Source organism: Streptomyces sp. NBC_01384 (assembly GCF_045040035.1).
In the GTDB taxonomy this organism is placed as follows: domain Bacteria; phylum Actinomycetota; class Actinomycetes; order Streptomycetales; family Streptomycetaceae; genus Streptomyces.
Genome location: NZ_CP109560.1, coordinates 246,465 through 260,915, shown reverse-complemented (window position 1 = coordinate 260,915; position 14,451 = coordinate 246,465). Strand labels below are relative to the sequence as shown.

The following is a 14,451-nucleotide window of genomic DNA, read 5'->3' as shown; positions in this document are numbered from 1 at the left end:
CCTACATCGCCGCCGCCGTCGAACTCCACGACCCCCAGCACCCCGCATCCCAGTAAGGCGTCGGCATTGAGAACCCGGGTACGGGCCGCGGCGCCGTCGATGAGCAGCGCGAGCTGCTCGCCGAGCCGTTCAGGGTCGGCGGCGCCGGCTTCGCGGGCGGTGTCGGCGAGCCGCGCGGCGACGGCTTTCTTGTAGTCGCGCGCCCCACCGCCGCCGCCATCGCCGCCGTCCTCATCGACAACGCCATCCCCGCAACAGCCAGCGATGACCGACGACGGGAGGAAGTGTCAAGTTAACTTGGCACTCCGCGGCCGGGCTGGACTCGCTGCCGGTCGCGCGGCTGCACCCGCTGGTACGCGACACCAGCCGCCCGGCACCTGGCCCGGACCTGCAGTGCAGGCTTTTACGGAACTAGCTAGCTAGTGGCCCGTGCCGGAGTCTCGTCGTCTTCGGTGCGCCCTGCGTGCGTGCTTCTGGACCACGTTCCGTCCGGACCGTGAGTAAGATTACAACCTAATTCGAGGGTCCCCTCATGTTAGCCTGGATGCATGAGTCACCAGCACGTTCCGTCCGCGCCCCAGGCGCCGGCCAAGGCGCTGCGCCGCGACGCGCAGCGCAACAGGGACGCGATCGTGGCCGCTGCCCGCAAGGCCTTCGCCGAGCAGGGGCTGGACGCGTCCCTGGAGGGTGTGGCCCGCGAGGCGGGCGTCGCGATCGGCACGGTCTATCGTCACTTCCCCAGTCGGCTCGACTTGGTCGAAGAGCTCTTCACCGCGAAGTTCACGGATCTGCTGGCCGCAGCCGAAGAGGCTGCAGCCATGGACGACGCCTGGGAAGGGTTCTGCCACTACCTGGAAAAGTTCTGCGAACTGCAGGCCTGTGACCGCGCCTTCAATGACCTGGTCTCGGCTCGCCTGCCGGTCCATGCGCTCGGCAGGGGAATGTTCGAGCGTTCGAAGGAACGGCTTGCTCAGATCTTTCGCAACGCCCAGGAGCAGGGCGTCCTGCGTGACGACGTCACTCCGGAGGACATCACTTTCGTGATCTGGTCCCAGGTGGGGATCATCCAGGCCACCCGTGCTGTCGCCCCCAACGCCTGGCGCCGCCACCTGCACCTGCTGCTTGACGGGTTCCGTGCCGAGTGTGCCCATGAGCTGCCGGAGCCTCCGCTGACCGCCCGGCAGGTCGACCAGACCCTCACCACTCTCGAGTGCCCCGAAGAGGAGTGCCGCGAGTGCCGCGAGGAGGCATGAGCCGCGGCTGACGACGTCGGGCAACGGGGCATACAAAGTTGGGCAACGCGCCATACAGCGGGGCATGCGGCGGGCCCGGTGCCGCGGTCGGCATCCGGGCCCTCAGTTCTGCGAGGGGCGTCACCATTCAGGGGATGGCGTTCAGTTTTCCGCCAGCAGCCGTGCCAGCTTGGCGTCCAGGTCGAGTCGGCTGGATTCGGTCCCCGGCGGCACCACGGACCAGGTTTCGCGCAGGAAGGATTCCACGCCCTGCGCGGGGAACTCGAGCAGGGCCGATCCCGCAGGAGAACGAAGAGCCATGCTCACCACATCGCGTCCCGAGCCGCCGGTCGGCCACATGTGCACGTCTCCGTGCCCGGTGTGCTCGCTCAGAGCCTGAGCCAGCATGTCGCGGCTGAGGAGCCACTCGACCGTTCCGCTCTGGTCCGGGGTGTGGAAGACGGCACGCACCGCATAGGGATCATCCGCGTCGTACTGCAGTGCTGCACGTATCGACACCGACAGGTCGTGCGACAAGACGAGCTGCACGGGCAGCTCGTGTGCCACGGTTCTGATCGATCTCACTGTCCCTCACTTCCACGTTCTCGCTCGCCCGGCAGTGCGATCGCTCCCCGCGTGCTTCGAGGCGCGGGGGTGGCGGTACCGCCGGCGCAGCCGGAAGCGCCGTTGGACGGGAGCAGCCCACACGGTTCCCGCGTGTTGTCCCTGTTCAGCCGGGGGGCGATGTCACCGGCTCGAGCTCGATTTCGGCTCGGCGAGCGGTCGGTTTGACGAGTCGCAACGGTGCAGCCCAAAGCCACGTCGTTGCGGCCGGTCAAACCGACCGTGCCGGCCTGCGGCCGCATCAGCGCTGGTCCGCGTACCACGCGACCTGGTCCAGGTGCCAGCGCTCGGCGCTGACGCGGTACGTGGTCGCCTCGTTCCAGCGGTACCCGTCCCAGACGTACACGTGGCTACCGTTCCAGCGCTCTTCCCCGTAGTGGCCCTGGCGGTCGTCGTGCGTGTACCAGCCGCGGGGTGCGCCCCAGCTGTCGTCCTGTGCCTCGTGGTGGGCGCTCTGGTATCGGTCCGCGCGGTCGCCGCTGGTGGCGAAGGCGGTGATCGCGGACTGCGTGTGCTCCCCGGGCGCCGAGGTCGTCGCCGCTGACGCCGTGCCGCTGACTCCGAGAAGGGCTCCGCCTGCCAGCGCCGTAGAAGCGACAGCGGTCGAGACGCGCTTGGTCCACTTGTTCATGGTCATCTCCTTGTGATGTGCCGCGATTCCGTTGACCGGGCGGCCGTCCTGTCCGTGATCCGGGGAATCCGGATCGGCCGGGTGCCGAACTGTGAGGATCATCCGGAGGGGACCCTCATGTTCGACGTTGCTCAGCGTACTCGAGGGGGCCCTCATGTTTGCGGTGAGGCTCATCACAGCACGTCGGAGGGGTCGACTGGCGCGAATGGCGCGACGGCGGCCGAGGCGGCGGGCGCCGGGTCTGACCTGCAGGAACGGGCATCCGGGACGACGCGCAAGGCGGGCTGCACACCACCCACATCGTCCCGGGGCAACCGGCCCCGGACTGGACCGCCGACTACGACACCCCCGCACCACTGACGTCCGTGGCGGCGGCGGCCAACGCCGACGGGCGGATCGAACTGTTCGCCCTTGACCGGAACGGGCTGATCTACTCGCGCGCGCAGACGAGTCCCGGATCGAGCGGGTGGTCGGCATGGAGGAACATCGACGGCATCCTCAATTCGATCTCCGTGGCGCGCAACCAGAACGGAACCCTCCAGATCTTCGGCACCAACTCTTCCGGCTCGATCTTCACCCGCTCCCAACTGCAGCCCTCGGTCGACAACTGGAACGGCTGGCAGCAGATGGACGGCCTCCTGAACAAGATCGTCGCGGGAACCCACGCGGACGGGACGATCGAGGTCGACGGCTTCAACTTCAACGGCACCCCGTTCCACCGCCGGCAGACCACCGTCAACGCCACCAGCCCCGGGTCCGGCTGGTCGCCCTGGGCCCAGATGTTCACGAATCAGGGGGTGCTCACGGACATCTCCGTAGCCCCCACCTATTACCAGGAGTTCGCGTTCTTCGGTGTCTTCGGTGACGCGGCGTACCAGAACACCGAGGTGTCGTGGGGCGGCTACAACACCGGCGGGTGGCACGCCCTCACCTACGGCAGCGGCATCCGCAACGTCGCCGCGCAGCGGTGCGGCACCGACGTGCTCCTCATCGGCGTCACCGACGACGGAAAGACCGAGATCAACGAGATCGGGGGCGGTTTCATCGGCGGTGACTACGGGTGGGGCCTGATCAACGGCGCCACGGCACGTACCACCTGATCCGTACCGACGACGCGGCCAACCGAGGCGCAGGACGTCCACCCCAAGCACTACGACAGCGATGTGCGAGTGCGCCTCGAAGCGCCGCTTGGTCGCGCTGCAGTCCGGCGACGACCGCGCGCCGAAGCGACCTGAGCTGCTGCCGTACGAGGCATAGCGGGGGCATGGCCTGGGCCCTGTGTCCCCGCGGGTGATCAATGTCAGAGGCCGGATCCACGAGTTCGGCGCCCGGCTGGAACACGCCTCCGAGGACGTCGTCCACGTGCCTAGTGTCCTGCGCCAGAGATCCGTCGGCAGAAGCGGGCAAGGGAGTCGAGGATCTCTTCGGCGGTCTTGGTCCAGATGAACGGCTTGGGGTCTTCGTTCCAGTCCTTGACCCAGGCGCGGATGTCGGCTTCGAGGGCCTGGATGTTCTTGTGTGCGCCGCGGCGGATCATTTGGTGGGCGAGGTAGCCGAACCACCGCTCGACCTGGTTGATCCAGGAAGAGCCGGTCGGGGTGAAGTGCAGCTCGAACCGTGGGTGTTTGGCCAGCCAGGCCTTGATCGCAGGGGTTTTGTGGGTGCCGTAGTTGTCGACGATCAGGTGGATCTGCAGGTGAGCGGGGACCTCTTTGTCGATCCTGATCAGGAACTTCTTGAACTCCACGGCCCGGTGCCGGCGGTGCAGGGCCGTGATGACTTCACCCGTGGCGACGTCGAAGGCGGCGAACAAGGTGGTCAGGCCGTTGCGCACGTAGTCGTGGGTGCGCCGCTCGGGCATGCCCGGCATTATCGGCAGCACGGGCTGGGACCGGTCCAGGGCCTGGATCTGCGACTTCTCGTCCACCGAGAGCACCACCGCACCCTCGGGCGGGTTGAAGTACAGGCCCACGACGTCGTAGACCTTCTCCACGAACAACGGGTCGGTCGAAAGCTTGAAGGTGTCCGCCAGATGCGGCTTGAGCTGGAACTGCCGCCAGATCCGGCCGACCGTGGACTTCGACAGACCACTGTGTTGCGCCATCGATTTCCGGGACCAGTGAGTGGCGTTCTTCGGCAGTTGTTCCAGCGTGGTGACCACCACCGCTTCCACCTGATCGACGCTGATGGTGGGCGGTCGGCCCGGCCGGGGCTCGTCGACCAGTCCGTCCAGCCGCTCGGCAAGGAAGCGCCTCCGCCACTTGCGGACCGTGTCCGCGGTCACCCGCAACTCTCGGGCGACCGTGACAATCGGCGGTACTTCCGGCCCCGCACACGCCAGCACGATCCGCGCCCGCAGAGCCAGGGACTGGGCCGATGTCGCCCGACGCGTCCACCGCTCCAACTCCGCCCGCTCGTCATCAGACAGCAGCAACGGCTCCAGTTTCGGGCCCCGACGAGGAACTGACGCACCAGCAGCAGAAGTCACACACAACTAACGATCAACTACTGGCGCAGGACACTAGGGCGCGTATCTGGTTTTGATCAAGGGGTGGCCCGCGCGAGCTCCTTGATCCAGATCATCGAGCCGCGCAGGTGGACTCCGGCGAGGTAGCTCTTGGGTGTCTTGTCGTAGCGGGTGGCGATGCCTCTCCACGCCTTGAGCTTGTTGATCAGACGCTCGACTGTGTTCCGCTCTTTGTAGAGCGCGGTGTCGTGGCTGACGGGCCGGCCGCCCCGGCTGCCCTTCTTCTTGCGGTTGGCGGCCTGGTCCTTCTTCTCCGGGATGACCGCCTTGATGCGTCGTTTGCGCAGGTAGGAGCGATTGCCGCGGGACGAGTAGGCCTTGTCGCCGGCAGCAGCGTCGGGCCGGGTCCGGGGGCGGCCGACCGGCCCGGGCACCCGGACTTTCTTGAGTACCGGGATGAACTGCGGGCTGTCCGCCGCCTGGCCGGCGGTCAGGACGAAGACCAGCGGGCGGCACTTGCGGTCGGCGGCGACGTGGATCTTGCTGGTCTGCCCGCCCCTCGAGCGTCCGAGCAGGGCTGCTTTCAGGCGGGCCTTGTGCCGGCGCCGGATACGTCGCCGTTCCTCCCGCTCGGGATCAGCTAAAGCACCCTGCCCGTCTTGTCCTTCCGGACTGCCCCCTTTTGGCGGGCATTCTCCTCCTCGGCGGCCGCCTTCTCCAAGGCGGCCATGACCTCTTGACCGAGGTGCATCCCGGCAGCGTCGTGGTGAGCCCGGGCGGTGGTGGAATCCACACTGACCAGGGACAAGTCCACCTCACCCCGCTTCGCGGCCTCCGCGATCATCCCCTCCAGAAGCGCCTCGAAGACCCCGGCGTCCCGCCACTGCCGGAACCGGTTGGACACAGTCGTCCAGGCGCCGAACTCACTCGGCACCTCACGCCACTGCGCACCCGCCCTGAACCGCCAGATCACTCCCTCGAACTGCTGCCGCAGCCGCTCCGGGTACGGACCCCGCTCGCCGACCGGCAGGTACGGCTCGATCAACGCCCACTCGGCATCAGTCAGTTGCGCACGCGTCATACACGACGATCTACCGGATCCACCCCACCGCGCGGGCCAGATCCGGCAGATTGATCGAAACCAGATACGCGCCCTAGTAGGGCTTGGTCAGGTCGGCTGCGGTGGTGCGTGTCCTTTGGGTTCGGTGTGGCGTTGAGTGTGTGTGACACCGGATGAAATTGCGTCTGTACGTGGTGAGTTGGAAGGCTTCGCGGCGGAGATCTTCGAGCCGTTCGCGCGCGACGATCAGCGTCGGTGGGGGCAGGTCTACCTGCGTGGACTGCTCACCGACGGGCGGCGTAAGTCGGTGGAGCCGATGGCAGCGCGACTCGGGCAGGACGGGAACCGCCAGGCCATGGCCCATTTCGTGACCACCAGCCCGTGGGATCCGGCCCATGTTCGCGCCCGGCTGGCGTGGATGACGGAGGCAGCGATCCGGCCGACTGCCGTGGTCTTCGACGACACCGGGTTCCTCAAGGACGGTGACGCCTCGGCGTGCGTGTCGCGGCAGTACACCGGCACCGCGGGCAAGGTCACCAACTGCCAGGTGGGCGTTTCCCTGCACTTGGCCTCGGACCACGCGTCGGCGGCGGTCGACTGGCGGCTGTTCCTGCCAAAGACCTGGGATCCCGGATCCGCGCAGGCCGATCCGGGCAAGGTCGCCCGCCGCGCCGCGTGTGGCATCCCCGACGGCACCGGACATGTGGAGAAGTGGCAGCTCGCCCTCGACATGCTCGATGAGACCCGGTCGTGGGGGATCGAGGTGCCGCTGGCCATCGCGGACGCCGGTTACGGCGATGCGGCGGCCTTCCGGCTCGGTCTGCAAGACCGGGCGGAGCCGTTCGAAGGTGGTCTGCCGTTCGTCGTGTCAGGAGTCGGTCCGTGGGATCCAGAACCCGACGGCGGCTTCCAGCCGGACGTGTTGGCCGCCCGCCTGCTGGCCTTCGTCTCGGACTGGCGTGGCCCAGAGGGGCCGCTCACTGATGATCAGCGTGAATGGTTCAGCTGGCTCGGTCCAGAAGTCAACGCGATGCTGCCCCGCGAGGAGACGGCCGCGGTGGAGTGGATGAACGGGCGGCGAGTCTCCGACTCGTAGAGGTCCAGAACGCGGGTGGCCCGCCAGCATCGCTGGCGGGCCACCCGCGTCTCCAGGGCCTTCCCGGTCAGGCGCGTCCGAGTGTGCGGATGAGCCAGCCGGCCTCGCGCCACTGGTCGGTGTTGAGGGTGCCGCGGGCGTCGATGATCTTGCGACTGGTGGTGCGGGTGGCGAGCCGCTTGGGGTCGAGGTGGGAGAACTGGTGCCACTCGGTCAGGTGCAGGACCAGGTCGGCGTCCTCGGCCGCCACGATCGGGTCTTCGACGTAGTCGAGTTCGGGGTGGAGCTTGCGGGCGTTGTCGAGGGCCTGGGGGTCGGTGACCGTGACGTAGGCGCCGAGGTCGTGGAGCTTCTGAGCGACGGCCAGGGCCGGGGAGTCGCGGATGTCGTCGGTTTCAGGCTTGAAGGCGGCGCCCCAGATGGTGATCCGCTTGCCGCGCAGGTCGGAGCCGACTTCCTCGTGGGTGAGATCGATGACGTGCTGGCGGCGGCGGGTGTTGACGGCGTCGGCTTCGCGGAGGATGCCGACGGCGTCCTCGACGTCGAGTTCGTCGGCGCGGGCGATGAAGCCGCGGAGGTCCTTGGGGAGGCAGCCGCCGCCGAAGCCGAGTCCGGGGCGCATGCCGTGGCGGCCGATGCGGTGGTCGTGGCCGAGGATGTCGGCGAGCGCGGTGACGTCGGCGCCAGACTTCTCGCAGACCTCGGCCATCGCGTTGATGAAGGAGATCTTGGTGGCGAGGAAGGAGTTCGCGGCGCCCTTGGCGAGCTCGGCGGTGGCCCAGCCGGTGACGATCGTCGCGGTGCCGGAGTCGATGATCTTCGCGAATGCCTCCCGCAGCAGGCTCTCGGCCCAGGAGTGGGCGCTCTGGAAGCCGAGGACGAGGCGGTCGGGGCGGAGGGTGTCGTCGATAGCGAAGGACTCGCGGAGGAACTCGGGGTTCCAGGCGACCTCGACGAGGTCGCCGGCGGGGGCGGCGGCCTGGAGGAGTTCGGCGAGGCGGGGTGCGGTGCCGACCGGGACGGTCGACTTGACCGCGACCACGGCTGGCGTGCTCAGGTGCGGGGCGAGCTTGAGGGTGGCGTCGAACAGGTGCGAGAGATCGTAGCTTTCGCTGCCGGGCTGCTGGGGGGTGCCGACGCCGATGAAGTGCAGGTGCGAAGGCGGCGGCCTCCTGGTAGGAGGCGGTGAACTTCAGGCGGCCGGTGGCGGTGTGCTTGGCGATCAGGGCGTCGAGGTCGCGTTCGAAGAACGGCGCCTTGCCGGAGGCCAGGATGGCGACCTTGTCGATGTCGGAGTCCATGCCGAGGACCTCGTGGCCGAGCTCGGCCATGCAGGCCGCGTGGGTGGCACCGAGGTAGCCGCATCCGATGACGGTCATCTTCATGAGCGGGGTGTCCCTTCGGGTGGGGCCGCCGCGGGCGGCCCCACCCTTGCCCCGTCCGGAAGGGCGGGGTGGTCAGGAGGGCCGGGCGGCCAGATGGCGGTTGATCCCGGCCCGGATGAACGGGGGGATCGTGAGGATGTCGAGGTGCTCGGGGGCGAAGAACTGGAGCTTGACGCCCTCGCTGAGCGGGAGGGTGCTCTCGTCGCCGTCCCAGGCGGCGGCGAAGAAGGTAATGATCTGCCCGGAGCCGTGTTCGTCGAGGGTCTCGAACAGCTCGGTCAGCTGCCGGGCGGGCAGTCCGGCTTCCTCGTCGAGCTCGCGGACGATCGCTTCGGCCGGGCTCTCGCCGGGGTCGGCACCGCCGCCGAGCAGGCTCCAGTGGGCGGGCCAGGCGATGCCGGGCAGGTCGTCGCGGAGGTGGAGGAGGAGTTCCCCGCGGCGGTTGGTGATGATCGCGACGGCTCCGCGGGCGGCGGCCGGCTCTTGGCCGGTTGGGGTGTCGGAGTGCATCCGACCACCGTAGTAAGGGTGTTGGGGATCATGCGGCAGCCCTCACCGTCTGGTCAGAAAACCAGGCGGCTGCCATGAGGGCCTGCATCCGGGTCCGGTCGAACCGGCCGCCGGGGTTCAGACCCCCCTCGAGGAGGGGGCGAAATGCCGGGGGTGCCTCGGCCAGGGCTGCGTGGATCTGTTCGTTGGCCCAGCTCGTCAGGTGCCCGTTGAGCCAGCTGGGGACCGGGGAGGCGAAGCCGAGCTTGTCCCGGCTCGCCCAGACCTCCTTCGGCAGCCCCAGCGCTTTCGCGGCGTCCCGCAGGATTCGCTTTCCCTGGGCCGGATCCGTGATCTTGTAGTCGGTCGGCAGCCGGTAGGACAGCTCGACCAGGTCCCGGGCGAGGTAGGGGGACCGGCGCTCCAGCGCGTAGGCGGAGGCGAGTTTGTCGCTGGTCATCACCAGCGGGCGCCAGGCCGTCGCGAGGTCGGCGAGGGTCAGGCCGCGGGCGAGGTCCCCGCCGGCCCGGTCGAACGCGTCCGCGACGAGGTCACGGACGCGTCCCTGCGGGTCGGGGCCGCGCAGGATGAGCCGGGTAACCGCCTCCGCCGGGTCCAGGGGTTCGTCGGCGGCGTGCAGGAGCTTGGCGGCCAGCGGCCGGTAGGCGTCCATCCCGGCGCCGAGCACGGCCTCGGGTCCGAAGAGGACCAGGGCCTGGCGGACGTAGCCCATCAGGAACTCGTCCGGGCCGAGCCCGCCGATCACGACCCGCAGACCGAGGTCGGAGACCTTGCGGCAGGCCATGTGCTCGGAGAAGGTGCTGGCGTTGCCCATCGGGTAGTCCAGGGCCCGCATCATGTGCGGCAGGGCGGTGGTGAAGTCGACGTGGTCTGGCTCGACCACGATCAGTTCGGCCCCGATGTCGCGGGCGATCACCGCGGCCGTGGAGGACTCGTCCAGGCGGTCCTGGCCGCGGTAGCGGACGGTGACGCAGACCGGCGGCCGCATGAGGTAGGCCAGCACCGCCGAGTCCAGCCCGCCCGAGAGGAGCAGGGCGAAGTCGCAGTCCGGCGACCTGAGCGGGATCTGCTCGGCCAGGATCGTGGAGAACTTCGCCAGGGCCTCGTTGTAGGTGCCGGTGAAGGGGGCCCGGTCCTCCAGGTGCCACCAGGTCATCTGGTCGATCGAGCTGGTGGTGGTGTCGAAGGTCAGCAGCGCGGCCGGGGCCAGCAGCTGGATCCCCTGGAACGGGGTGTCGACCCCGATGGGCGTCTCGATCGCGGTCACCTCCGGCCGTAAGACCAGCGGGGCCGGCCCGCAGCGGGTCAGGGTGGTGACCTCGGAGGCGAACGCGAGCCGTCCGCCGTCGAGCCGCCAGTAAAGCGGCTTCTCCCCGAGGCGGTCACGGGCCAGGAACAGCTTCGCGATCCTCGGGTCGTAGAGGGCCAGGGCGAACATGCCGTCCAGGCCGTCCAGGCAGGACGGGCCGATCTTGGCCCAGGCCCGCAGCAGGAAGTGGGCGTCCGACTCCCGGTCGTGGACTTCGATGCCCCAGGCGGCGGCCTGCTGCCGCCAGTTGTAGATCTCCCCGTTGAAGGCCAGCAGGAGCCCGGTGGCCCGGTCGAGGTAGGGGCCGGGCATGGCCTGCGGGTCGACGATCAGCAGCGTGTTCATGGCCAGCACCGCCCGCCCGTCGCCGGCGGCGGCGTGCATGGTGCCGTCCGGGCCGCGGTAGTGCTGCATGGCCCCCATCGCGGCGATGGTCTTCTCGTGCCGGATGGCGTCGCCTCCGGCCAGTCCTGCGATTCCGCACATCTGGTTCACCCCCGAGCGTGAAGTCGTGGTGCCTGGCGGCGGCCTCCGCCGGGAGCCCTTCCTGGCGTCCCGGCGGCGGCCTGCGCCCTCATCACACCGGTCGGCCCGGGTGGCGGGGAGGGCTCGCAGGGGGGCTCACAACTTGCGAAGCAGGTTCACCCAGGGTCCGCAGGGCAATACCCTCAGTGCCTCAAGACGCGGGAAGCCGGACTGGCTTTCCGTGCCCAGCCGGAATGCGTACGACTGAAAATGCCCAGTCGACGCGGACCGGCCCCATGGCGTTTCCTCGTCAGCAGCCCTGTTGCTGGCCTGGTGAAAAGGGGAATCGGGTGGCGTCGACCAGCCGTCGGAAGCGTCCGCCGAACGCGGACCTGGCCCGGCTCATCGAGACCTGCGGCGCGAGCCACAAGTCCCTGGCCCTGCGGGTCAACCAGCTCGCCAAGCACGCGGGGATGGAGACGGACTACTCGCATACCTCGCTCGCGAACTGGTGCCAGCGGGGCATGATCCCCAAGTGGCCGGTGCCCACGTTCCTCGCGCAGGCCCTCGGGGAGCGACTTGGGCGGCCCGTGTCTCTGTCTGAAATCGGTATGGGCGATGCGGAGACACCGGACGCCGATGTGGGGTTGGATTTCCCGCGGGACCGTGCTGATGCGGTCCGAGTGGCCACGTCGTTCTGGAGTTTCGTGAACCGCCGCGACTTCCTGACCGGATCCGGCTTCGCCGTGTCCGCGTTCACCACCCCCGTGACCCGCTGGCTGGTCACCCCCGCCGACGAGGCCGCCGACCTCGCCGGCGGCAAGCAGGTCGGCAAGGCGGACCTGGACGAACTCAGGGACGCGGCCGACGAGGCCCGCCGCTGGGACTCCAAATACGGCGGCGGGAACTGGAAGGCCAACTCCGTCACCGTCTGCCTTCAGGAGCGGGCCGCCCCGCTGCTGCGGGGCTCCTTCTCCGACAACGTCGGCCGCGACCTGTTCTCCGTCACCGCCGAGCTGTCCCGGCTCGCGGGCTGGACGGCCTTCGACGTCGGCCAGCACGATGTCGCCCAGCGGCACTTCATCCAGGCACTCCGCCTGGCCCGCGCTGGCGGAGACGTCCAGCTCGGCTGCTATGTGCTGACCACCATGGCCATGCAGTCGCTGCTGCGGGGCTTCGGCTCCGAGGCCGTCGATATGGCCCAGGGCGCCTTCGAACGCTCGAAGGGCCAGGCCGCCCCTCGGGTGCTGGCGTTCACCAAGCTGATCGAGGCCCGCGCTCATGCCCGCGAGAGGGATGCCAGGGCCGCTTCACGGGCCCTGGCGGCGTCCGAGGACCTCCTGGGCCAGGCTGACGCCGCCAGCGGCTCTGAGCCCGCCTGGATCGACTTCTATCACCACGCGAGGCTGTCGGCGGACGCCGCCGAGGTCTTCCGTGACCTGAAGAACCCCAAGGCGGCCCTGGCCTGGAACCAGAGGGCCGCCGCGATGCCGTCCGGGGTGTTCACCCGCTCGGTCGGGATGCGGCTGGCGATCGTGGGGACCGCCCATCTCCAGGCCCGCGACCTCGACCAGGGCCTGGACCTCGGGAACCGGTCCGTCGACATCCTCGCCCGCGTCCAGTCCTCCCGGGCCAAGGACTACGTCCGCGAGTTCAACACCGCCCTCGCCCCCTGGCGGCGCGAGCCGGCCGTCCGCGAGTTCATCCACCGCACCCGCACCGAACTCGGAATCGCCGCCTGAGACGACTTTTCCCCCTCCTCGAGGGGGGAAAGCACCGGCGAACGTCCCCAGCCGCGTACGACTGCCTCGTGCACCATCGCGTACGGATCTGTGTGCTCAGCCGTCCGTTCGAACGGGGTCGGGCTCCGCGGCGGGCGCCGGAAGGGAGGCCAGACGTCGACGACTGCCGAGCTTCTTCTTCAGCGCGAGGTTCTCGTGGTAAAGGTTCGCGGCGACCGTGCCAAGCGCATCCAGCTTGCCCTGGACCTCGGTGACCTGGGCCTTGGCCTCCCGCAGCTTCCTGCGAAGCTCGGCGATCGACTCGTCCCGCTGCACTTCTCCCGGGGTGCGAAGGACTGGCCGGGCGACCTTGGCGTCCCACTCGGCCAGGACCTCCTCGGCCCGGTGGACGGACGCATGGCGGGTCTTCGAACTTGATGGGGGTGCGGCGGTGACGGGCGGGTTCGCCGGTCACTCTGCGTGAGGTAGTTGGGGTGGCGGTACCCCGGACGCAAGGAGCCCGCGGGTCTTCGTGATCATGGTTGTTCTCTACGCAACCGATCATGAAACCCCACGGGCTTGAACATCGACGATACCGGGACCAACGAGGCGGCCACGCGACTTCTGGGGCTGGAGGGGGTGAGTGTGATCAAGGTCAAGGACGATGGATCGGGTGGTTCGACGGTGTACGTCGTCACGGCCGAGGACTCCGCCCGGGCCTGCCCCTCGTGCGGGGTCTTCGCCACCCGGCTGAAGGATTACCGCACCACCCGACCCAGGCACCTGCCCTGTGGTGGGCGCCCGGTGAGTATCCGGTGGCGCAAAGCGCGCTGGCGCTGCACCGAACCCGCCTGCCCACGCGGCTCGTTCACCGAGGCGATCCGCGCGGTCCCCGCCGGGATGCGCACCACCACAACCCTGCGCCGGGCGGCGGGGGCCGCGGTCTGCGACGGCTCTCGCACCGTCGTGCAGGCCGGCCGCGACCTGCACCTGAGCTGGCCGATCGTGCAGCACTGCTTCGAGAACTACGCTGCGAAAGCCCTGCCCGAGACCCCGCCCGCGACCTCGGCGATCGGGATCGACGAGACCCGGCGGGGCAAGCCGGCGTGGAAGCAGAACCCGGCCAGCGGGAAGTGGGAACTCCTCGCGGACGCCTGGCACATCGGCTTCGTCGACGCGATCGGCGGACGCGGCCTGTTCGGCCAGGTCGAGGGCCGCAACGCGGCGTCGGTCGCTGACTGGCTCACCTCCCAGCCCGCGACCTGGCGCGAGCAGGTCCGCTACGTCGCCATCGACCTGTGCTCCACCTTCCGCGCCGCCGTCCAGCGTGCCCTGCCGCACGCGACCGTGGTCGTGGACTGCTTCCACATCGTGCAACTCGCCCAGCGCCACCTCGCCGACCTGCGCCGACGCCTCACCTGGAAGCAACACGGCCGCCGAGCCCGCAAGGGCGACGGCATCTACACCGTCCGCAAACTCCTGCGCCGCAACAAAGAGGACCTCAGCGAGGACCAACTCGCTCTACTCAAGGCCGAGTTGGACCACATGGGCACCTACGGCCGGCAGATCTACGCGGCCTGGCAGGCCAAGGAACTGCTGCGCGACCTCCTCCACCTGGCCGTCAGCCGCACCCACCACGCCCCCGACCGCTCCGCGATCTCCGCCGCCCGCCACCGCTTCCTCTCCCACGTCGCCGACCACGCCCACCTGCCCGAACTCGTCACCCTTGCCGAGACCGTCGAGCAGTGGTGGGACGGCATCGAGACCTACCTGACCACCGGGATCACCAACGCCGCCTCCGAAGGCAACAACCGCCTCATCAAGCTCGAAGCGCGCAACGCCTTCGGCTTCAGGAACCGAGAGAACCAACGCCTGCGCTCACGCTGTGCAACCACTCGGCGGAGCCGACGGGAGGCGCACCCCCACTAAATTCGAAGACCCCGCATGGCTG

General features: G+C 69.0%; 11 protein-coding genes and 3 pseudogenes. 5 read left to right on the top strand and 9 right to left on the bottom strand.

What is annotated here, in order from left to right; all coding sequences use genetic code 11:
- Positions 1-17: 17 nt before the first annotated feature.
- Positions 18-203 (bottom strand): annotated as a pseudogene (locus OG747_RS48600) (TetR family transcriptional regulator); the annotation flags it as partial.
- Between the two features lie 345 nt (positions 204-548).
- Here OG747_RS48600 and OG747_RS48595 point away from each other — a divergent pair.
- Positions 549-1,253, top strand: a complete 705-nt coding sequence (locus tag OG747_RS48595) for a helix-turn-helix domain-containing protein (protein ID WP_331744581.1) — start codon at positions 549-551, stop codon at positions 1,251-1,253.
- A 141-nt stretch (positions 1,254-1,394) separates the two neighbouring features.
- Here OG747_RS48595 and OG747_RS48590 read toward each other — a convergent pair whose 3' ends face one another.
- On the bottom strand, positions 1,395-1,799 hold the full coding sequence (locus OG747_RS48590; RefSeq protein ID WP_405886235.1) for an SsgA family sporulation/cell division regulator: 405 nt from the start codon (positions 1,797-1,799) through the stop codon (positions 1,395-1,397).
- A 298-nt stretch (positions 1,800-2,097) separates the two neighbouring features.
- Entirely contained in the window at positions 2,098-2,487 is a 390-nt protein-coding gene (locus tag OG747_RS48585; protein ID WP_405886233.1) for a hypothetical protein, read from the bottom strand.
- A gap of 365 nt (positions 2,488-2,852) precedes the next feature.
- On the opposite strand from OG747_RS48585, the gene OG747_RS48580 reads away from it, so the two are divergent.
- A complete protein-coding gene (locus OG747_RS48580; RefSeq protein ID WP_331744588.1) occupies positions 2,853-3,587 on the top strand; it encodes a tectonin domain-containing protein in 735 nt (244 codons plus the stop codon).
- Positions 3,588-3,853: 266 nt separating this feature from the next.
- Here OG747_RS48580 and OG747_RS48575 read toward each other — a convergent pair whose 3' ends face one another.
- Complete coding sequence (locus tag OG747_RS48575) at positions 3,854-4,975, bottom strand: IS630 family transposase (protein ID WP_405886173.1); 1,122 nt, start codon at positions 4,973-4,975, stop codon at positions 3,854-3,856.
- 56 nt (positions 4,976-5,031) lie between these two features.
- Positions 5,032-6,035, bottom strand: a pseudogene (locus OG747_RS48570) (IS5 family transposase).
- Between the two features lie 178 nt (positions 6,036-6,213).
- Here OG747_RS48570 and OG747_RS48565 point away from each other — a divergent pair.
- The gene (locus OG747_RS48565; RefSeq protein ID WP_405886231.1) at positions 6,214-7,110 is read left to right on the top strand and encodes an IS701 family transposase; all 897 of its coding nucleotides are present in this window, start codon (positions 6,214-6,216) and stop codon (positions 7,108-7,110) included.
- 67 nt (positions 7,111-7,177) lie between these two features.
- On the opposite strand, the pseudogene OG747_RS48560 reads toward OG747_RS48565, so the two are convergent.
- From OG747_RS48560 to OG747_RS48550, 3 genes and pseudogenes are all read right to left on the bottom strand, one after another.
- A pseudogene (locus tag OG747_RS48560) lies at positions 7,178-8,495 on the bottom strand (UDP-glucose dehydrogenase family protein).
- A 72-nt stretch (positions 8,496-8,567) separates the two neighbouring features.
- A complete protein-coding gene (locus OG747_RS48555) occupies positions 8,568-9,005 on the bottom strand; it encodes an NUDIX domain-containing protein (protein ID WP_331744590.1) in 438 nt (145 codons plus the stop codon).
- A 28-nt stretch (positions 9,006-9,033) separates the two neighbouring features.
- Positions 9,034-10,800 (bottom strand): asparagine synthase-related protein, encoded by a 1,767-nt coding sequence (locus OG747_RS48550; RefSeq protein ID WP_331744592.1) that lies wholly within the window; start codon positions 10,798-10,800, stop codon positions 9,034-9,036.
- Between the two features lie 329 nt (positions 10,801-11,129).
- On the opposite strand from OG747_RS48550, the gene OG747_RS48545 reads away from it, so the two are divergent.
- A complete protein-coding gene (locus OG747_RS48545) occupies positions 11,130-12,521 on the top strand; it encodes a sporulation protein (protein ID WP_331744595.1) in 1,392 nt (463 codons plus the stop codon).
- A gap of 96 nt (positions 12,522-12,617) precedes the next feature.
- On the opposite strand, the gene OG747_RS48540 is transcribed toward OG747_RS48545, so the two are convergent.
- Positions 12,618-12,836: a hypothetical protein gene (locus OG747_RS48540; protein ID WP_331744597.1), complete on the bottom strand. Its 219-nt coding sequence runs from the start codon at positions 12,834-12,836 to the stop codon at positions 12,618-12,620.
- 243 nt (positions 12,837-13,079) lie between these two features.
- Between OG747_RS48540 and OG747_RS48535 the strand changes: the two genes are divergently transcribed.
- Positions 13,080-14,429 carry an ISL3 family transposase gene (locus OG747_RS48535; protein ID WP_331744418.1) on the top strand — a complete coding sequence of 450 codons (1,350 nt, stop codon included), beginning with the start codon at positions 13,080-13,082 and terminating at the stop codon, positions 14,427-14,429.
- Positions 14,430-14,451 lie beyond the last annotated feature (22 nt).